We start from the raw sequence: 16,955 nt of genomic DNA, 5'->3' as shown, positions 1-16,955 counted from the left end.
GCCTCGTTCGCCTCCAGCAGGCGCTCCAGCTCGGCCTGCCACGGCCCCAGCTTGGGCTGCGGCTGCCGCGCCCGGCTGTAGCGGAATTCCGTCTCCCCGGACCGCAGAACCTTCCGGACCACCTTTCGCGAAATCCCGAGCTCACGACAGATCGCCTTGATCGACTTGCCCTGCACCCGGTGCAGGCGCCGGATCTTTGCCACTGTCTCCACGACCAGCATCCCAGCACTGGCTCCCGATCATCCCGGAAACCACTGTGAACCCCGCCGTCAGTGGGGTCCCGTTTGGACGCCGATCACCCCTCCAACAGGGTTCCTATTCCATGCCGATCCACATTCGTGCCGCTCTGGAAGCGGCAGGAGTGGAATTCATCCCGGAGAACGGAGGAGGCGCCGGGGTGCGCCTGCGGAAGCAATCCTCGTGAAGGCCTGGATCGTTGCCTTCAGCCTGCTCCTGACCCAGGCGGGCACTGCCATGGCGCAGACCATCGCCGTCCCATCCGATCCCCGGGCTCACTACGAACTGGTCGGCAAGGTCAGGCGCGACGATGGCCTGGTCGAGATCACCACGCGCCGCCAGGGCCCCTCCGGTACGTCCTTCGCCCGGCGTGAGGTCGATTGCCGCCGGCGTATGGCGCGACAATCTGGATGCGAGCAGCGCGACAATCAGGATGAGAGTCTGTGGTCGCGGCGGCTGGATGATTGCCGCGGAGCGACACGGGCGCAAGAGATTTCCGGGACGGCGCGACAATCAGGATGAGGTGTTGATTGTCGCGCGTGTTGGTGGGCGGCCTGGTCCTCGTTTGCGCTCGACGGCGGCGCGTCTGCGGTAGCTTTCAACATTCATCTCGAAAATCGTGGCGTGGTGGACGAGGCGGTCCACCGCTGCGAGCGCCATGACCTGATCCGGGAAGATCCTGTTCCATTCCCCGAAGGGCTGGTTTGAGGTGATGAACAGCGATCGGCGCTCGTAGCGGGCGGCGATGAGCTCGAAGATGACACTGGTTTCTGCCTGATCCTTGGTGACGTAGGCGATGTCATCAAGGATCAGGAGGTGGTATTTATCGAGCTTGGTAATGGCGGCCTCGAGTTGAAGGTCGCGCCGGGCGGCCTGCAGCTTCTGGACGAGGTCGGTGGTGCGGGTGAACAGCACCCGCCATCCATTTTCGACCAGGGCAAGGCCGAGGGCAGCCGCGAGATGCGACTTCCCGGTGCCTGGCGGGCCGAAAGCCAGCAAGTTGGCGCCCTTCTCCAGCCAGCTGTCGCCTGCTGCGAGGGCCATGACCTGTGCCTTGCTGAGCATGGGGATGGCCTCGAAGTCGAAGTTGTCGAGCGTCTTGCCTGGCGGCAGACGGGCCTCCTCAAGATGGCGCTGAATACGGCGGTTGGCGCGCTCGGCCAGTTCGTGCTCGACCAGGGTGGCGAGTAAGCGGGCGGCTGGCCACCCCTCCTTGTCGGCCCGTGCGGCGAAGTCGGGCCAGATCAGCTTGATGGCCGGCAGGCGGAGATCGTTGAGGGCCAGCGACAGGCGGCCGGCGTCGATCGGGTCGGCGGCGCTCATGCGGCGTCTCCCTGGCGCACGGTACCAATCTCCTCATAGGCGCCGAGCGCGGGATGGGCGACGACGACCCCGGGTAAGGCTGCGGCATCGGGCCTGAACCGGGCCCGCAGCTCCGCCATGTCGGGCAGGTTGCCTGCCTCGAGCAGGGCATTAAGCACGTCGGCCAGCTCGGCCTCGCAGGCCCGCTCATGGGCAAGGGCGAGGATCTCCACCATCGTGCGACAGGCCTGCCGAGCGGACTGGCGGGCCAGCATGGCCTCGAATGCCCGCGCATAGGACGGCCGCGGAAACAGGCTGTCGCGGTAGACCAGGCCGAGGAGCGCCATCGGCTTGCGCCGCAGCGAGTGGATGACGTGGCGGTAGTCGACCACGTGACCGTGCCGCCCGTCGGGCTGCCGCCGCCCCCGAGGCAGCGTGAGCTGATGGGAGCTGCCGAGATAGACCTCGAGCCGGTCGTCATGGAGCCGGACCCGCAGCCGGTGGCCGATCAGACGCGAGGGCACGCTGTAGAACACCTTGCGTAGCACGAAGCCGCTGGAGGAGGTCACAGCGACGATTGCCTCCTCGTGGTCGGCGGTTCGGCGCGGTGGCAGGTCCTGGAGCGCGGCGCGCTCGAGCTCGATGCGCGGCGCCAGCCGGGCGTTGCGGCGGCCGACCACCTCGTCGACGAAGCGTCGGTAGGCGGTGAGGTCGGCGAAGTCACGCGAGCCGCGCAGCAGCAGGGCATCCGCGATGGCCGCCTTGAGATGGCCGTGCGCGCCCTCAATGCTGCCGTTCTCATGCGCCAGGCCGGGGTTGTTGCGGCTCGGCTCCATGCCGCAGTGGGCACAGAGCGCCTCGTAGCGGCGGGTCAGGTCCTCCCTGGCATCACGGTCGAGGTTGCGGAACGCGGCCGAGAGGCTGTCACTGCGATGCTCGTGCGGCACGCCGCCGAGCGCCCAGAGGGCATCCTGCAGCCCCTCGGCCAGGGCGACGTAGCTCTCCCCGCCCAGCACCACATGGGCATGCTCAAAGCCCGAATAGGCCAGCCGGAAATGGTAGAGCCGGTGCTCAAGGGGCTCGCCGGCAGTGCTGACGGCGAGCTCACCCATGTCGGTGAAGTCGGACAGGCCGAGCCGCCCGGGTTCGTGGACTTGGCGAAAGATGACCTCCTGCTCGGGGCCGTGCAGCGCTCGCCAGCTCCGGATCCGCCGCTCCAGAGTGCGGCGGACCCCGGCGCCGAGCTCAGGATGGCGCCGCAGCACCTCCTCGAAGATGGCGATCGGGCGCAGGCCGGGAGCGGACCTCAGCAGGGGGACGATCTCGCTGTCCCAGACCGCCGCCAACGGGTCAGGTCGGCGGCGTTCTCGTGGCGGGGCCTTTAGCGATGGCGGACGCGGATCTTGCTCGATGCGGTAGGCGGTCGCGGTGCTGAACCCGGCCTTGGCGGCGGCGATCGGCACCGGCTCTGTCCGGCGGAACTTCATGTACAGCCTCATCTGGCGGTCGGTGACGTGGCGGCCGGGCACCAGGCGGATCCCTCCGGAGAAGGAAGCCATTCCGGTGCCGACCGGCCGTAACCGCCAGACGGCGAGACCCTTGTCAGGATCGCGCCTCACCGCCGTGGTCCCCCCGGCCGGGCTACGCCCGACCTACGGGACCACGGCGGCGATTCTCATCCTGATCGCCGGGCCGTTCTCATCCTGATTGCCGCGCAGCACCGGCGGTTGTTCCGCTACCTCGGCGAGGGCGACACGCTGGAAGAGGCCAGGCGCCCGGCCCCCAATCCCGGCAGGATGTCTCCCCTCGTCGACGGTTCCATCTCCGACCGTATCGTGCGCTTCGCATGCCGGTAGCCGGTGAAGCGGCCGTCCCGGCCGGCGACGTCTACGACGGCGATGGCAGGCTGGTCCCGGGCAGCGGTCCCACCTTCTCGCTCGGCCTGGTCACGGACTGCGCCTTCCAGGCGGTGCTGCACAACCTGGATGAACCAGGAAACACGATCGAGCCGGGGGACCGCCTCTGGCTCCTGCCCGAAGGCCTGGTCCCGGGCGCTGCCCTTCCAGAGCACGTCCTGGCCAGCCTCGCCGCGGTCGTGCGGGCCGGCCGCAAGGTCGTCGTGATGGCGGATAGTGCCGAGGCCGGCAACCGGGCCTGCGAGGCCATCGGGCAGGCCCTCGATGCGAGGCAGGGCAGCGCCTGAGCGCGTCACACACCGTTCTGTCCGGATGGCCAGATCACACCGTCCGGCCGACCCTCCCCGGCATCAGCCGCGCCGGCTGGCCCGTAGCCACGCCGCGAAGGCCGCTTCGTCCAGCCCGCCTTCGACCAGCCGCAGCATCCGCTCCACGGCCCGTGGCGCGGCGACGTCGATCTCGACACCGTTGGCCTTGAGGAAGAGCACGCAACAGCCCCAGGCGGTCCGCTTGTTGCCATCGTTGAAAGGATGGTTGGCCGCGAGACCGTAAGCATAAGCCGCGGCCAGATCGAACAGGTCAGGGACGCCGGCATCGGCATAGGCGAGCTTGTTGCCGGGACGGCCCAGCGCGCTGTGCAGCATGCCCTCGTCCTTGACGCCCTGGACCCCGCCATACTCCCGCAAGGCCTGGTCGTGCAGGAACAGCACGACATCGGCCTCCAGGAACTCCGGGCCGCTCAACGCCTGGCGAGTTCCTGCAGCGCGTCGGCCTGCTCGCGCAGGACCTCGCGGGCCAGCTGCATCTGCCGCTCGAGCTTCAGGTTGCGCTTCACCAGCTTCACCCCGTCGGCCAGTTCCACCAGGGTCAGGTCCTGGCCGACCTCCAGCCCCATGCGGATCCTCGTCTCGGCCGGGAACGTCACCCCGACCGAGTTGCCCTGCCGGCGTAGTGTCACCGTGGTCATGATGCGCCTCCGTCTTACGTTCAGTAAGACTAGGGCTTGTACCCCGCCCCCTCAAGGGTCATCGACGCCTGCGGATCGCGCGGGCCGCCATCATGGCCCTGCCCGGGGCGCCCGATGTCCACGCCTTCACCCCTCGCGTTCCGCCGCGAGCGGGCAGCAGGCCTCGGCGGTGACATGGGCCAGCCGGCTCAGCCGCAGCGCCGTGACGCTGCTGCCCGGCACGGCTGCGGCGATGTGCTGCAGCACCGGGATCCGGCCCAGCACCTGCTCGCTCACCGCCTGCGCCACCAGGTCGGCCCCGGATACGCCGGCCGCCGTCCACACCGCCCGGCGCAGCAGCGCCACCGTCACCGCCAGGTTCGGCCGCAGCCCGTGGATCTGCGCCACCTGCCGCACCAGCGACAGCCCGCGCAGTCCCGCCAGCACCCCGTCCAGCGCCGCCCGCTGGCCCGCCACCCGCGAGGCCTGCCGCAGCGGCTCGCTCACCTCTCGCGTCATCACTAACATCGACCATAATGTTGGCTCGAAGGTATCCAGCCGGTCAGGGCCGTAGGTCAGATTGCCGGTTTACGCTTGACGGCTGGTTTGCGTGACCATGCCTTGGCGAGGTCCGCGACGGCCTTCGCATGCTCGTCGATGTCGATCTTGGCTGGGTCGAATGGCTCGCCGGCCCACTCGCTCATCTCGGCATGGTTCTCGTGCTTTGGATCGGCGATGGCCTGGAGGAATTCGGCGTAGCCCCAGGGGCCGCCAACGTCCTCGGGCGGGCAGCGTCCGGTCGCGTCGATCAGGAGCGGGTATGTGAGGCCGGGCACGGCCTCTGTGATGCGCTCGATCTTGACCGTGTGCTCCCAGCCATCACCGAAGTCGTAGAGGTACTTCAGCGTCTTCGCACCGGTGTCCTCGACGACGTCGACGAGGCGTGCCTTGCGCGCATCGAGAGGGCCTCCGCCCCAGTCCGGGTCGGGCATGCCCCAGCCCACATCGCGGGCCCGGATTTCGTAGAGATGGCTGTTGGTCCAGCCCATGGCGGCCTGGAGGACGAGGTGCAGGCGATCGAGACGGATCGTCAGCGGCACCTCGACCCGGCGCAGGACCACAGGCTTGACCTCATCGAGGGTGATCTTGAGACGGGCAATGCTGTTGCTGGTCATGCCGCCACCTTCCGTCGCTGCATCTCCCGCGCCCAGTTCCAGGGCATCAGCTCATCCAGTTTCGAGAGGGGATGGTCGGCGATCCTGGCCAGCACATCGGCAAGCCAGGCACGCGGGTCGACGTCGTTCAGCTTGGCCGTGGTGACGAGGGAGTACATGGCGGCAGCCCGCTCGCCACCGCGGTCACTTCCCGCAAAAAGCCATGCCTTTCGGCCCAGAGCCACACCGCGCAGCTCGCGTTCGGCTGCATTATTCGTCAAGCAGATCCGGCCATCGGTCAGGAACCGGGTGAACGCGTCCCAGCGCTTGAGCATGTAATCCATGGCCTTGGCGAGGTCGGCATGCCGCGACAGCTTGCCGCGTTGCTCACGCATCCAGACCTCGAGCTCGGCCGCCAGAGGCGCGATGTGCTCGCGACGCACGGCAAGGCGCTGTTCGGCCGGCAGCCCGTTGATGGCGCGCTCGGCATCAAAGATCGCGTCGATCCGCCGCACCGCCTCGGCCGCGAGTGGTGCGCGAGCGACCTCGGCGAGCTTGAACAGTTTGCGCCGGCCATGGGCCCAGCACGCTGCCTCGGTGATCGGGCCGGGCTTGCGTCCTGCTTCGTAGAGATTGTTGAACCCGGCATAAGCGTCCGCCTGCAGGATCCCCGTGTATCCGGCCAGGTGCCGGTTCGAGTGCTCGGCTGTGCGGTCCCGCGAATACCGGAACATCGCCGCCGGTGGTGCCGGCCCGGCAAAGGGCCGGTCGTCGCGCACATAGGTCCAGAGGCGGGCCGTGACGGTCTTGCCGCGGGCCATGAGTGGGACGGTGGTGTCGTCGCCATGCAGGCGTTCCGCCGCCAGGACATGGGCATCGATCCGCGCCACCAGAGGCGCCAGCGTGGCCGTGCAGGTGCCGACCCAGTCGGCCACGGTGGAGACGCTCAGTTCAACCCCTTCGCGGGCAAAGGTCTCGCTCTGGCGGTTCAGCGGCAGGTGTTGGCCGAACTTGGCCTCCAGGATCATCGCCAGCAGGTTCGGCCCGGCCCGCCCGCGGGCGATGGGGTGGAATGGTGCCGGTGGCTGTGTGATGGTCTCGCAGGCGCGGCAACTGAGCCGCTCCCGCACGGTCTGGATCACCTTCCAGCTCCGGGGCACCACCTCGAGCGTCTCCGTGACATCCTCACCCAGCTTGGACAGCTTGCCGCAGCAGCAGGGGCAGGCCGTAGGTGACGGGAGCACCACCCGCTCGCGCGGCAGGTGGGCAGGCAGGGGCGCGCGAACGGGCTGGCGGCGCGGCGGGAGGCCGGCGCGATCGCCGCTCCCCTGCTTGCCGGTCTCGTTCCCGGCCTTGGCCGCGTCCTCGCTGGCGGCCGTGACCAGCTCGTCGAGCTCGAGTTCCAGCTGGTCGAGCAGCTTGCGGCCGCGCTCGGAGGAGGCGCCGAACCGGTCATGCTTGAGCTTGGCGATCAGCAGCTTGAGATGCGCCACCATCGCCTCGGCGCCCGAGACACGCGCCTCGGCCTCGCGGCGCGCCAGTTGTTCGGCCGCAAGGGCGGCGCGCAGGGCGGCGACATCATCGGGCAAGGCGTCCGGCGTGGGTGTCACGCCGTGGATGGAATCACAGATCCGCGCCTGGCTGGTAGTCGAAATGCGTGCCGATCTGCCTTATCCCGCGACCTCCGGGCGCCATGTCCGTTGTGGGTTCCGCCAGTCGATCCCGTCGAGCATGTAGGCCAGCTGCGCACCCGAGATCGCCACCGCGCCATCCGCGGGCGAGGGCCAGATGAATCGGCCTCGTTCCAGTCGCTTGGCGTAGAGCGACATGCCGAGCCCATCATGCCAGACGATTTTAACCAGGTCGCCGCGACGGCCCCGAAAAACGTAGAGATCACCGGCATGCGGATCGCGCCCGAGCGCCTGCTGTGCCTGCAGCGCCAGGCCATTCATGCCGCGCCGCATGTCGGTATGGCCCACCGCCAGCCAGACCCGGACACCGGAGGGAACCGGGATCATCCGCGCAGCGCCGCCATGATACGCCGCAACGCGGCGGTGCTGATCGCCTCGTCGACGCGGATCACCGTGCCGTCCGGCAAGGCTACCTCGATCCGGGGCGAGGCCGCCGGCGCAGCCTCGGCCCGGGACGTGGGTGTCGGCAGATCTGTCGCCACCTGCAGCGGCATGAACATCGGCGCAGGCTCGGCCACCAGCACGCCTTGCCGTGCCTGCTTGCGCCAAGCCCATAGTACGCTCCGGCTCACCTCATGCCGGCGGGCTACCTCGACGAAACACGCGCCAGGACGCTCAGCCTCCGCCACGATCCGCAACTTGTCCGCCGCTCGCCATTGCCGCCGGCGCTCAACGCCGCTGATGATCTCCATGTCCCAAGCCGCCCCCGTCCTTAACAACGCTCCTACGAGCGTCGATAAGATCAGAAGACAGGTTCAACCCCAGGCCGGAAGGCGGCCCTCAGCGGAGGGGTACGCTCGAAGCTCCCCGTCCGACGGCAAGGCGGCACGACATCGGTATGCCTGGGAAGAAGAGCTCTCAGACAGCGCTTACCATCAGCCTGCGCAGCGCGGCGAAGCTGCAGAATCAGGGAGAACCGCTGACCGAGGCGGATCTGTACGACGAGGACGGCCTGCCCGTGTGATTGCCGTGGACAGCTCGGTGCTGATCGCCATCCTGCGGCGGGAACCGGAGGCGCGGATGCCTTCCTGCACATCATCGCCGGGGCCGGCATGCATGTGGTGGCACAGGACCGGGAGCAGGCGGAGACAGCCCGGGAAGCGTTCCGGCGTATGGCAAGGGGCGTCACCCGGCCGCGCTCAACCTTGGCGACTGCGCTTCCTATGCCCTGGCCAAGTGCTGGAACCTGCCCCTGCTCTTCGAGGGCAATGACTTCCCGAGGACCGATATCGTCCCGGCCATTCCGGCGCGAGCAATGGGTTAGACTGGATGTCTATCTAAGGTGGTACATCCCACCTCAGACAGACGAATGTTTCATAATAGCAACAAATATCGCTCATACCAATTGACGAGGCCCAGCAGCCTCACTTGCCTCTCTGGCCGTTCAAGTGCTTTTGAATGGGTTGTACCGGTTACGCTTTAATCAGACGAGGCATGACCGGTGATTTCGACGGTTTCAGTGTCAATCCGCGTTCATCCACTTCTAATTCTGCCCTTGGATAGACTGCACATGCAAGACCAAGGTTTTCTAGAAACCGCGGCTTGAAGTGGTGGAGACCTTTATAACCAACTCCAAACTGTCCTTGTAGCGCTTTCCAGGAAATCGGCTTTGGACTCTGCAGGACATGTAGGCGGTAAGTTAGCCAGCAGTAGATATCCAATGCCATGCTATTGTTGGAGAGAGCCTTGATTGCTGCTTCCTCGATCGGAACAGGATGCTTCTGGAGTTGCTCAAAAAAGCTCTCTGAGAGGCGAACGGTATCGGTGAAAAGTGATCCCTGAGACGTGTCGTCGCTTCCAACGAACATCGCTGTATCCACGATGTTTTGGTTGACCAAACCAGCCCGACCAGCGGTCCGAATGTGGAACGTTAGTCTGCAGCGTGAGATCCGTTCCGCCTGTTCCCGAACGTCCTTAAAAGACTTACCACCGATTGGAATGCCGAGACGCGATAACCACGCGCGGAGGCTGCGTCCAAGCTCGATTTCCCGCCCTCCAGTCCGAAGTGCTTCGGATTGAAGAAAGAGTAAAATTAGACGGGCGCGACTCCCGTAAGGCACCCCTACCCACTCTGCTTCCTCGCAAGAGTCCACAGTTCGCCGACCTGGTTCGACCAGAAGGGTTACGTGCTCGGAACTGATCTTCCAAATGGCATCGTCGGGGAGACGTTTGTGCGGGAGCGCTGCTTGGGTCCAGCCAGAGTAGATGAAGCCAACGTTGGAATCCTCGTCGGCCATGTATGACGAAGCGGCTTCCACAACGCGCCGGTCGATGTCGGTTGCCAGGGCTGCCATCTTGCCCTGGGTCTCGATCAGACGATGCACCGTCCCCACCGGCTATCTCCCCAGACTTCAGCCCCTTATGCCACGGCAACTGGATCTGTCGCCTGTGGACTCCTGCGAGCGAAGCTATTTGAGGTTATTAGAGATTCTAACTATTAGCTTGTTCGCAAGAGTCCACGGGATAACCGGCAGAAGTCATTGATTCAACGTTTAGGCGTATCGCAAGAGTCCACAGACCACTCGCAAGAGTCCTCGGCTGCCTTGTGAGCTGAAGGACGGCTGGCAATGTTTCCACTTCAGCCAGACGAGCCCGATTCGGTTACTCTTTTGCTCGCAAGAGTCCACAGTGGACATTGCTCGCAAGAGTCCACACCCATGTGTCATGCTGGTCACCCGCCACGAACCTTACGTCGGGGGGTTCGATCTTCGAGATCGGCTGCGGCCACCTTTATCCCGGCATCCCGCAAGGCGTGTGTCAGAACCTGCTTGAGCGTAACTCCCCGTTTTTCGGAGGATGCCAGCACTGCATCGAGAGTACTCTGACGCAACCGTACAGTCAGAGCGGTCAGAACATCTGATCGTTCAGACGTATTGCCGTCAGGACGTCTTTTCGTATTGTCGACATGCTGATTTACTGATGGAGCGTCTCGCTTTGGTGCAAGAGTGCCCGAGATTGACGTGGATGGCTGGACGTCTGATTGACCTATTGTCTGCCCGCCATGTCGATCATACGTATGGCTGAAATGACGTATTGCCGTCTGAGTGTCGTGCTCTACTTCTACACGCGCTGGAGGAACGCTCGGGTCTTCTGCTCGTACTGCAGCCACTAACTCTGTCGGAGGCATCCTTTGCTCTGCCTCGGGCAGCTTCTTAAATGTGGGCTTGGCCATCAGGCGGTCACCCGGACAGCGGGCATGGCATCTTTGGCTCGAAGTTCTGCGATGAGATCCGTGACCTCACGGAAGGCGGCACCGCTAGTCGGCATTTTCCCCGTGTGGCTTACCGCCTCATAATCTGCTCGGTGGCCAAGGGAAGCACTGAGCCGTTCTAGCCCTGCCTCCTTAATCTGTTCAGCGGCATGAGCAGCTACAGCCGTAGTTCGGACGGAATTGAGAATTACCCAAGCCGGGATTGTCCGCCGAGTAGTAACAGAAAGTGACTTGACCTTTGTGGCAGTGGTCCTGGCTTCGTAGAGGTCTGCTTCCGAAGCCTTGCAGGGGATGAGCACCGCATCAGCCGAGGCAATTGCTACCGACGATCCAAGGTTCTCAAACCCGGCGGTGTCCACGAGCACTAAATCGTGCTGGTCGCGCAACTCAGCAATTAAGTGTGCCAATCGGTCCTCGTTTGCCTCGGCGCAGTGAGTAATCTCCGGTCCCTCGTAAATGGCAGTCAGCCATCGAGAAAGCGCCTTGTTGGGGTCCGCATCCACCACCGCGAAAGATGCTCCTTCACGCGCTAGGAGAGCAGACATAGCCCGACCCAATGTGCTCTTGCCGCAGCCTCCTTTTGACCCAGCCAATGTTAAGACCGTCATTCGCATACGTCTCCGTGTCCGAGCGATCATACGTTCGTACATCATGTCTACCATACGCAATGTCGCTCGCACAAACGTACTATCCTACAAACGTACGTATTGCCGATCATACGTACGTTTATGCGGTGGATGTCTGAATAGGTTCGGCTATCTATGAAGCAGCCTCAGAAATTGTGCTGGAGACGCAGAGGCGCTGGCGGATGCCAGCTACAGAGCCAGCCACTCCCGAAGCTTCGACCAGCGCCGACGTGCGCCCTGGTTGCGCACGGCGATCGCCAGGGCCCGGCGCTGCCCGAGCAGCACCACCAGCTTCCGGCCCCGCGTCACGCCGGTGTAGAGCAGGTTGCGCGCCAGCATGGCGTAGTGCTGCGTGCTGAGCGGGATCACCACCGCCGGGTACTCCGAGCCCTGCGCCTTGTGGATGGTGGTGGCGTAGGCCAGCACCAGCTCGTCCAGCTCCCCGAAGCCGTAGGCGACCTCCCGCCCGTCGAAGACCACCGTGAGTTCGCCCTCCTCCAGGTCCACCCCCGTGATCACCCCGAGGTCGCCGTTGAACACCTCCCGGTCGTAGCTGTTGGCCACCTGCATGACCTTGTCGCCGGGTCCGAAGGTCCAGCCGAAGCGCTCGACCCGCAACTCGCCCGGTGGGTTCAGCGCCGCCTGCAGCGCGGCGTTCAGCGCCCGGGCCCCCAGCCCGCCCCGGTTCATCGGGCAGAGCACCTGCACGTCGCGGATCGGATCCAGCCCGAAGCGCGCCGGGATGCGCTCGCCCACCAGGGTGAGCAGCTTGCGCACACCCTCCTCCGGCTCCTCCGCCCCGACGAAGAAGAAATCGCTGCCCGCCGTCGCCTCGAGCTCCGGCAGCCGACCGCGGTTGATGCGGTGGGCACTGGTCACGATCCGGCTCTCGGCCGCCTGCCGGAACACCTCGCTCAGCCGCACCACCGGCAGGGCGCCCGAGCCGATGACGTCGGCCAGCACCTGCCCGGGGCCCACCGAGGGGAGCTGGTCCACGTCGCCCACCAGCAGCAGCGCCGCCTCGTCGGGCAGCGCCCGCAGCAGGGCGCGCATCAGCGGCACGTCCACCATCGAGGTCTCGTCGGCCACCAGCAGCTGGCAGGCCAGCGGGTTCGTCTCGTCGCGCTTGAACCCACCGGTCTTCGGGTCGCTCTCCAGCAGCCGGTGGATGGTCCGCGCCTCCAGCCCCGTGCTCTCGCTCAGGCGCCTGGCCGCGCGTCCCGTCGGGGCGCAGAGCGCCACCTCCACCCCCCTGGCCCGGATCACCCGCAGGATGGCGTTCACCAGCGTGGTCTTGCCCACACCCGGGCCGCCGGTGATCACCAGCACCTTCGACGAGAGCGCCAGCCGCAGCGCCTCGCGCTGGCTCGCCGCAAGCGCCAGGCCGGTGCGCTCCTCCACCCAGGGGATCGCCCGGTCGGCATCGATGGCGGGCCAGGGCTGCCGCCCCGTGGCCAGCCGCCGCAGCCGCCCGGCGATCGCCTGCTCGGCGCGGTACAGCCCGGCCAGGAACACGCAAGGCTCGCCCTCCAGCGTGTCGGCCACCACCTCGCCGGCCTCGAGTTCGAGAGCCAGGGCCGCCTCGATCAGTTCGGCCGGCACTTCCAGCAGCTTGCCCGCGAGCGCGGTCAGCTCGCCCACCGGCAGGCCGCAGTGCCCCTCACCGGTGGCCTCGGCCAGGGCGAAGGAGATCCCGGCGCGGACCCGGATCATCGCCGTGGGCTCGATGCCGAGCCTGCCCGCCACGGTATCGGCGGTGCGGAAGCCGATGCCGCGGATGTCGCGCGCCAGGCGGTAGGGGTTCTCCGTGATCACCTCCACGGCCCGCGCCCCGTAGGTCTTGTAGATCCGCACCGCCCGCGAGGTGCCCACCCCGTTGGCATGGAGGAACAGCATGATCTCGCGGATCACCTTCTGCCCGGCCCAGCCGGCGACGATGCGCGCCGCCCGCCTGGGGCCGATGCCGGTGACCTCGCGCAGCCGGGCGGGCTCGGCCTCGATCAGCTCGAACACCGCCTCGCCGAAGGCCGCCACCAGCCTGGCCGCGTAGACCGGACCGATGCCGCGGATCATGCCCGAGCCCAGGTACTTCTCGATGCCCTCGCGCGTCGTGGGCTGGGTGGCCTTGAGGAAGCCCGCCTTGAACTGCAGGCCGTGGGCGCGGTCGTTGACCCAGGCGCCCGACATCTGCACCCACTCGCCGGCCGAGATCGAGGCGGCGTGGCCCACCACGGTGACCAGGTCGCGGTGGCCGCGCGCCTTGACCCGCAGCACGCAGAAGCCGTTCTCGGCGCTGTGGTAGGTGACGCGTTCCACCAGCCCGGCCAGCGCCTCGGTGGGCAGGCCGCGATCCGCCGGGGCAGGGGAGGGGGCCGGGATGCCGGGCATGGCCCTCAGATAGGCGAACGGCAGCGCGGGCGCATCGGGCTCATGTCTCCACCAGGATTGTCTGATCACCGAGGGCGTAAAGGCAGAGGTGCGCCAGACGATCCACGGGCGGTGGACTGGCTCAACAAGCTTGAGTAACCCATCAGGATGGGTTATGCCGTACTCATGGTGACTGTGCTACGTATCCACGGCCTGCGCGTGGTCATCTATGCCAACGATCACGATCCTGCTCATGTCCATGTCTTCAGGGACGGTGAGGCCAAGATCAACCTGATCGGCAGGGGTGGTCTTCCGGAGCTGGTCTGGGCTGAGGGCATGAGCCGCGGCGAAGTTCGCCGCACCATGCAGGCCATTACCGGGCAACAGGCCGTCCTGCTGGCGCGCTGGAGGGAAATCCATGGCTGAGCTGACCGATACGCAGATCGACGAGGCGCTGGCCCGGGGTGCGGCCGCGCGCCGGACGGAGCCCAGGGCCACTGCGGCACGCTATGACCGCCGGGCCGGGCGCGTGATCGTGGAACTGAGCAACGGCTGCACCTTTGCCTTCCCGGCACGCCTGGCGCAGGGGCTGGAGAGGGCAACCGACGAGCAGCTGGCCGAGGTCGAGGTGCTGGGAACCGGCACGGGCCTGCACTGGGAGGCGCTCGATGCCGACCTCTCGGTCCCCGGTCTCCTGGCGGGACTGTTCGGCACCAGGGCCTTCATGGCCCGTCAGGCCGGGCGGGCTACGTCGCCCGCGAAAGCAGCGGCGGCACGAGCCAACGGCGCCAGGGGAGGGCGGCCACGGAAGTCCGCATGAGGCTCTTCAGACGAGGACCATCGGCTTGATAGCGTCAGAAGGCCAAACGGTCGTTTGGCCTCTTGCTACAAAGCTCCGAATGCCCACAAATGAACGGGTATGCAGCCCGTCGTCGCCTACTATCGCGTGTCCACCGAACGCCAGGGTCGATCCGGGCTAGGACTGAATGCCCAGCGAGAGCGGTGCACAACTTTCGCCGTCCAGAACGGCCTTGAGATCGTCGAGGCGTTCACCGAGGTGGAAACGGGAAAGGGGAGCGACGCGCTTGATCGCCGGCCACAGCTCGTTCTGGCGCTGGCAGCCGCAAAGCGGCAACGCAGCGTTATGCTGGCTGCCAAGCTCGATCGGCTGTCACGCGACGTTCATTTTATTGCAGGGCTGATGGTGCAGCGGGTACCGTTCCTCGTCGCCGAACTCGGCGCTGACGTGGACCCATTCATGCTGCACGGTATCGTCAAGTTGGCCGGCTGCAAGCTTGCCCGAGCTGCCTACCACCGGTAGTGGGGTAGGATGACCGCCTCCGCCGCCTGCCCCAGCTTCGTCGGGTATCGCTTTCCGGGCGAGATCATCAGCCAGGCGGTGTGGCTTTACTTCCGCTTCCCACTCAGCTTGCGGATGGTGGAAGAGATGCTGGCCTTCCGCGGCATCGTGGTTAGCCACGAAACACTGCGGCAATGGGGCCGCAAGTTCGGTCAGGCTTTCGCCAATCAGATCCGCTGCCGGCTGCCCCGCACCGGTGACAAGTGGCACCTGGATGAGGTCGTCCTCAAGATCAACGGTGTGACGCACTGGCTCTGGCGCGCCGTCGATCAGGCCGGGATGGTACTCGACGTGCTGGTGCAGAGCCGACGAGATAAGCAAGCTGCCAAGCGGCTACTCAGGAAGCTGCTGAAGCGGCAGATGCGGCCACCACGGGTCATGATCACCGACAAGCTGGCAAGCTACGGCGCCGCGAAGAAGGAGGTGATGCCTTCCGTCGAGCACCGCCAGCACAAGGGGCTGAACAACCGTGCTGAGAACTCGCATCAGCCGACACGACGACGAGAACGAGGGATGAAGCGGTTCAAGTCTGCTGGCCAAGCGCAGCGCTTCCTTTCCGCCCACGACGGGATCAACAACCTCTTTCATCTTCGCCGGGACCACGTCACCGCCTGCGACTATCGTGCCGCAAGGGCGCGCGCGTTCGAGGTGTGGTCCGAGGTCAGCGGGGTCGCCGCACGGGCTTGATCGCCCTGGAGTCCGTTGTCGATCAATCAGCCTCGTCGCCTCGAGGCCGGCAAGTTGACGGTGCCCGCCGGTGCGCTCGTGCCGCCCGGCACCGATCTGGCCTTCCACGTCGGCCTCCATCAGCATCTGCAGCACCGCCTCCGCGACACTGCGCAGGAAGTTACCATCTCCTGCTTTCGCCAGCAGGTCCGCCAGTGGCAATCTCTCCTCGGTCATCGGGTCCTCGGCCGGTCAGGGGTGGGAGCGTCGCAACTCCACGCTAGCCGCCAGGTCCGATGGCCACCCAAGCCCTACATCCCGGCCAACGCCGGATTTTCTACCACCTCCGCGGCGTTACCGACGGCAGAGATCACACCATCTCGCGCTACCAAGACCTGCCGCGGCCCGAAAGATGGCAGAACTGAGCTCTCCGAGCCCTTCCGCGCACACGTCTCGTAAGCAACAGGATGCGCCCTTGCGGATCAACTTGTATGCACTACAATTATGTAGTGCGTGAAGAGCTACGGAGGTTCATCATGGGTGTACCGATCTCCATCCGCCTGGATGACGAGGTGCGGGCCGAGCTGGAGGCCCAGGCCCAATCGCGGGGCATCGGCTTGGCTACCCTGCTGCGCGATCTCGCGACCGAGGCGGCCCGCGCGACGCGGCGTGCCCGCATCCGGCAGGCCAGCGCGGTGGTCGGCACCCGCGTCGCCGCGTCCGACGAGGCGCGGGCCTTCTACGAGGACTGGGGCACGCCGCGCGCCGATGCCGGCTGACCCGCCCCTCGCCCTCAGGGCGGGACAGATCGTGCTGGCTGACTGGCGCGGCGACGCCCTGCCCAAGGAGCCGAACAAGCGGCGCCCGGCCGTGGTGGTGGAGGATGACGGCCTGTTCGCACCGTCCTACCCGAACGCCATCCTGGTGCCGCTGACCGAGGACGACGGGTTGGTCATTCCCGACTTGGCGGTAGCCATCGCGCCGACAGCGGAGAACGGCTGCAGCAAGCCATGCTGGGCGGTATCGCACCTGGTCGCCACCACCTCCAAGCTGCGACTGAGGGCGACCGCGTCGCACATCACGCCCGAGCAGCTGGCCGCCATCCGCCGGCAGGTCGCGCTCGCGGTCGGCGTGGAAGGATAGCCCGTTCATCCCCTCAGGCGGCATTGTCACGTTGGCCAGCTCTGGCTGGAACGAACTCGTCAGGCGAAGCTGGCGGCATGCCGTCCGAGCCCACCACCTACCCCGGCTACCGTTTCCCGGCCGAGGTCATCCAGCATGCTGTCTGGCTCTACCACCTGTTCAGCCTGAGCCTACGCGACATCGAGCTGATCCTGGCCGAGCGGGGCGTGGTGGTCAGCTACGAGAGTATCCGTCGCTGGTGCCTCCGCTTCGGCACGGAGTTCGCGGCCAAGCTGCGCAAGCGGCGGCCAAGACCGGGCGACACCTGGCACATGGATGAAGTTTACCTGAAGATCA

At 66.2% G+C, this 16,955-nt stretch carries 22 protein-coding genes and 3 pseudogenes; 11 read left to right on the top strand and 14 right to left on the bottom strand.

All coding sequences use genetic code 11. The features are described from left to right. Window positions 1-221, bottom strand: a pseudogene (locus tag BT98_RS0118990) (IS21 family transposase); the annotation flags it as partial. 20 nt (window positions 222-241) lie between these two features. Here BT98_RS0118990 and BT98_RS28215 point away from each other — a divergent pair. Both BT98_RS28215 and BT98_RS25105 read left to right on the top strand, forming a co-directional pair. Continuing rightward, the gene (locus tag BT98_RS28215; RefSeq protein WP_239371244.1) at window positions 242-424 is read left to right on the top strand and encodes a hypothetical protein; all 183 of its coding nucleotides are present in this window, start codon (window positions 242-244) and stop codon (window positions 422-424) included. Next, the gene (locus tag BT98_RS25105; protein WP_026033556.1) at window positions 421-759 is read left to right on the top strand and encodes a hypothetical protein; all 339 of its coding nucleotides are present in this window, start codon (window positions 421-423) and stop codon (window positions 757-759) included. Before BT98_RS28215 ends, BT98_RS25105 begins: the two co-directional genes overlap by 4 nt. On the opposite strand, the gene istB is transcribed toward BT98_RS25105, so the two are convergent. Further along, the gene (gene istB, locus BT98_RS0118980) at window positions 751-1,560 is read right to left on the bottom strand and encodes an IS21-like element helper ATPase IstB (RefSeq protein WP_019463070.1); all 810 of its coding nucleotides are present in this window, start codon (window positions 1,558-1,560) and stop codon (window positions 751-753) included. The genes BT98_RS25105 and istB overlap by 9 nt on opposite strands. Beyond that, on the bottom strand, window positions 1,557-3,068 hold the full coding sequence (gene istA / locus BT98_RS0118975) for an IS21 family transposase (protein ID WP_420892976.1): 1,512 nt from the start codon (window positions 3,066-3,068) through the stop codon (window positions 1,557-1,559). Before istA ends, istB begins: the two co-directional genes overlap by 4 nt. 317 nt (window positions 3,069-3,385) lie before the next feature. Here istA and BT98_RS0118970 point away from each other — a divergent pair, with 317 nt between their 5' ends. Beyond that, on the top strand, window positions 3,386-3,742 hold the full coding sequence (locus tag BT98_RS0118970) for a hypothetical protein (protein ID WP_019463073.1): 357 nt from the start codon (window positions 3,386-3,388) through the stop codon (window positions 3,740-3,742). 63 nt (window positions 3,743-3,805) lie between these two features. On the opposite strand, the gene BT98_RS0118965 is transcribed toward BT98_RS0118970, so the two are convergent. From BT98_RS0118965 to tnpA, 7 genes are all read right to left on the bottom strand, one after another. Continuing rightward, window positions 3,806-4,198 carry a type II toxin-antitoxin system death-on-curing family toxin gene (locus BT98_RS0118965; protein ID WP_027297401.1) on the bottom strand — a complete coding sequence of 131 codons (393 nt, stop codon included), beginning with the start codon at window positions 4,196-4,198 and terminating at the stop codon, window positions 3,806-3,808. Then, window positions 4,195-4,422: an AbrB/MazE/SpoVT family DNA-binding domain-containing protein gene (locus tag BT98_RS0118960; protein ID WP_019463481.1), complete on the bottom strand. Its 228-nt coding sequence runs from the start codon at window positions 4,420-4,422 to the stop codon at window positions 4,195-4,197. Before BT98_RS0118960 ends, BT98_RS0118965 begins: the two co-directional genes overlap by 4 nt. Before the next feature lie 126 nt (window positions 4,423-4,548). Continuing rightward, window positions 4,549-4,908 carry a hypothetical protein gene (locus BT98_RS0118955; RefSeq protein ID WP_147292509.1) on the bottom strand — a complete coding sequence of 120 codons (360 nt, stop codon included), beginning with the start codon at window positions 4,906-4,908 and terminating at the stop codon, window positions 4,549-4,551. Window positions 4,909-4,976: 68 nt separating this feature from the next. After that, the gene (locus tag BT98_RS0118950; protein WP_019463326.1) at window positions 4,977-5,576 is read right to left on the bottom strand and encodes a plasmid pRiA4b ORF-3 family protein; all 600 of its coding nucleotides are present in this window, start codon (window positions 5,574-5,576) and stop codon (window positions 4,977-4,979) included. Further along, the gene (gene tnpC, locus BT98_RS0118945; RefSeq protein WP_115359427.1) at window positions 5,573-7,165 is read right to left on the bottom strand and encodes an IS66 family transposase; all 1,593 of its coding nucleotides are present in this window, start codon (window positions 7,163-7,165) and stop codon (window positions 5,573-5,575) included. Before tnpC ends, BT98_RS0118950 begins: the two co-directional genes overlap by 4 nt. Window positions 7,166-7,225: 60 nt before the next feature. Next, entirely contained in the window at window positions 7,226-7,573 is a 348-nt protein-coding gene (tnpB, locus tag BT98_RS0118940) for an IS66 family insertion sequence element accessory protein TnpB (RefSeq protein ID WP_019463324.1), read from the bottom strand. Then, entirely contained in the window at window positions 7,570-7,938 is a 369-nt protein-coding gene (gene tnpA / locus BT98_RS0118935; RefSeq protein ID WP_019463323.1) for an IS66-like element accessory protein TnpA, read from the bottom strand. The genes tnpB and tnpA overlap by 4 nt, the downstream gene beginning before the upstream one ends. A 146-nt stretch (window positions 7,939-8,084) precedes the next feature. Here tnpA and BT98_RS28475 point away from each other — a divergent pair, with 146 nt between their 5' ends. Then, window positions 8,085-8,210: a hypothetical protein gene (locus BT98_RS28475; protein ID WP_019463322.1), complete on the top strand. Its 126-nt coding sequence runs from the start codon at window positions 8,085-8,087 to the stop codon at window positions 8,208-8,210. Window positions 8,211-8,658: 448 nt separating this feature from the next. Here the strand turns inward: BT98_RS28475 and BT98_RS26785 are convergent, their stop codons facing one another. From BT98_RS26785 to recD2, 3 genes are all read right to left on the bottom strand, one after another. Continuing rightward, entirely contained in the window at window positions 8,659-9,570 is a 912-nt protein-coding gene (locus BT98_RS26785) for a replication protein RepA (protein ID WP_314209727.1), read from the bottom strand. A gap of 847 nt (window positions 9,571-10,417) precedes the next feature. After that, complete coding sequence (locus BT98_RS26780) at window positions 10,418-11,065, bottom strand: ParA family protein (RefSeq protein WP_193009577.1); 648 nt, start codon at window positions 11,063-11,065, stop codon at window positions 10,418-10,420. Between the two features lie 207 nt (window positions 11,066-11,272). Further along, window positions 11,273-13,471: an SF1B family DNA helicase RecD2 gene (gene recD2 / locus BT98_RS0118925; RefSeq protein ID WP_019463321.1), complete on the bottom strand. Its 2,199-nt coding sequence runs from the start codon at window positions 13,469-13,471 to the stop codon at window positions 11,273-11,275. A 147-nt stretch (window positions 13,472-13,618) separates the two neighbouring features. Between recD2 and BT98_RS0118920 the strand changes: the two genes are divergently transcribed. The 4 genes from BT98_RS0118920 to BT98_RS0118905 all read left to right on the top strand — a co-directional run bounded on the left by BT98_RS0118920 (window position 13,619) and on the right by BT98_RS0118905 (window position 15,497). Continuing rightward, window positions 13,619-13,876: a DUF4160 domain-containing protein gene (locus BT98_RS0118920; protein ID WP_237719430.1), complete on the top strand. Its 258-nt coding sequence runs from the start codon at window positions 13,619-13,621 to the stop codon at window positions 13,874-13,876. Next, the gene (locus tag BT98_RS0118915; protein ID WP_019463319.1) at window positions 13,869-14,270 is read left to right on the top strand and encodes a DUF2442 domain-containing protein; all 402 of its coding nucleotides are present in this window, start codon (window positions 13,869-13,871) and stop codon (window positions 14,268-14,270) included. Before BT98_RS0118920 ends, BT98_RS0118915 begins: the two co-directional genes overlap by 8 nt. 99 nt (window positions 14,271-14,369) lie before the next feature. Continuing rightward, window positions 14,370-14,771 carry a recombinase family protein gene (locus tag BT98_RS0118910; RefSeq protein WP_019463318.1) on the top strand — a complete coding sequence of 134 codons (402 nt, stop codon included), beginning with the start codon at window positions 14,370-14,372 and terminating at the stop codon, window positions 14,769-14,771. A gap of 9 nt (window positions 14,772-14,780) precedes the next feature. Then, complete coding sequence (locus tag BT98_RS0118905) at window positions 14,781-15,497, top strand: IS6 family transposase (protein WP_019463317.1); 717 nt, start codon at window positions 14,781-14,783, stop codon at window positions 15,495-15,497. A 66-nt stretch (window positions 15,498-15,563) separates the two neighbouring features. Here BT98_RS0118905 and BT98_RS27355 read toward each other — a convergent pair. Further along, a pseudogene (locus BT98_RS27355) lies at window positions 15,564-15,713 on the bottom strand (IS256 family transposase); the annotation flags it as partial. 299 nt (window positions 15,714-16,012) lie between these two features. Here BT98_RS27355 and BT98_RS0118900 point away from each other — a divergent pair. The 3 genes and pseudogenes from BT98_RS0118900 to BT98_RS0118890 form a co-directional block, all read left to right on the top strand. Further along, window positions 16,013-16,255, top strand: a complete 243-nt coding sequence (locus tag BT98_RS0118900) for a hypothetical protein (protein WP_019463316.1) — start codon at window positions 16,013-16,015, stop codon at window positions 16,253-16,255. 31 nt (window positions 16,256-16,286) lie between these two features. After that, a complete protein-coding gene (locus BT98_RS0118895; RefSeq protein WP_237719429.1) occupies window positions 16,287-16,619 on the top strand; it encodes a type II toxin-antitoxin system PemK/MazF family toxin in 333 nt (110 codons plus the stop codon). Between the two features lie 77 nt (window positions 16,620-16,696). Continuing rightward, window positions 16,697-16,955: pseudogene (locus BT98_RS0118890) on the top strand (IS6 family transposase); the annotation flags it as partial.

This window comes from Roseomonas mucosa ATCC BAA-692 (assembly GCF_000622225.1).
GTDB classification, from domain to species: domain Bacteria; phylum Pseudomonadota; class Alphaproteobacteria; order Acetobacterales; family Acetobacteraceae; genus Roseomonas; species Roseomonas mucosa.
This window is presented reverse-complemented; position numbering and strand designations above follow the sequence as displayed.

Bases quoted from the DNA above. Each gene is read 5' to 3' on its own strand.
- istB (WP_019463070.1), bottom strand. From the start codon at position 1,560: ATGAGCGCCGCCGACCCGATCGACGCCGGCCGCCTGTCGCTGGCCCTC.
- BT98_RS0118970 (WP_019463073.1), top strand. From the start codon at position 3,386: ATGCCGGTAGCCGGTGAAGCGGCCGTCCCGGCCGGCGACGTCTACGAC.
- BT98_RS0118960 (WP_019463481.1), bottom strand. From the start codon at position 4,422: ATGACCACGGTGACACTACGCCGGCAGGGCAACTCGGTCGGGGTGACG.
- BT98_RS0118950 (WP_019463326.1), bottom strand. From the start codon at position 5,576: ATGACCAGCAACAGCATTGCCCGTCTCAAGATCACCCTCGATGAGGTC.
- tnpB (WP_019463324.1), bottom strand. From the start codon at position 7,573: ATGATCCCGGTTCCCTCCGGTGTCCGGGTCTGGCTGGCGGTGGGCCAT.
- tnpA (WP_019463323.1), bottom strand. From the start codon at position 7,938: ATGGAGATCATCAGCGGCGTTGAGCGCCGGCGGCAATGGCGAGCGGCG.
- BT98_RS28475 (WP_019463322.1), top strand. From the start codon at position 8,085: ATGCCTGGGAAGAAGAGCTCTCAGACAGCGCTTACCATCAGCCTGCGC.
- BT98_RS26780 (WP_193009577.1), bottom strand. From the start codon at position 11,065: ATGACGGTCTTAACATTGGCTGGGTCAAAAGGAGGCTGCGGCAAGAGC.
- recD2 (WP_019463321.1), bottom strand. From the start codon at position 13,471: ATGCCCGGCATCCCGGCCCCCTCCCCTGCCCCGGCGGATCGCGGCCTG.
- BT98_RS0118920 (WP_237719430.1), top strand. From the start codon at position 13,619: ATGGGTTATGCCGTACTCATGGTGACTGTGCTACGTATCCACGGCCTG.
- BT98_RS0118915 (WP_019463319.1), top strand. From the start codon at position 13,869: ATGGCTGAGCTGACCGATACGCAGATCGACGAGGCGCTGGCCCGGGGT.
- BT98_RS0118910 (WP_019463318.1), top strand. From the start codon at position 14,370: ATGCAGCCCGTCGTCGCCTACTATCGCGTGTCCACCGAACGCCAGGGT.
- BT98_RS0118905 (WP_019463317.1), top strand. From the start codon at position 14,781: ATGACCGCCTCCGCCGCCTGCCCCAGCTTCGTCGGGTATCGCTTTCCG.
- BT98_RS0118900 (WP_019463316.1), top strand. From the start codon at position 16,013: ATGGGTGTACCGATCTCCATCCGCCTGGATGACGAGGTGCGGGCCGAG.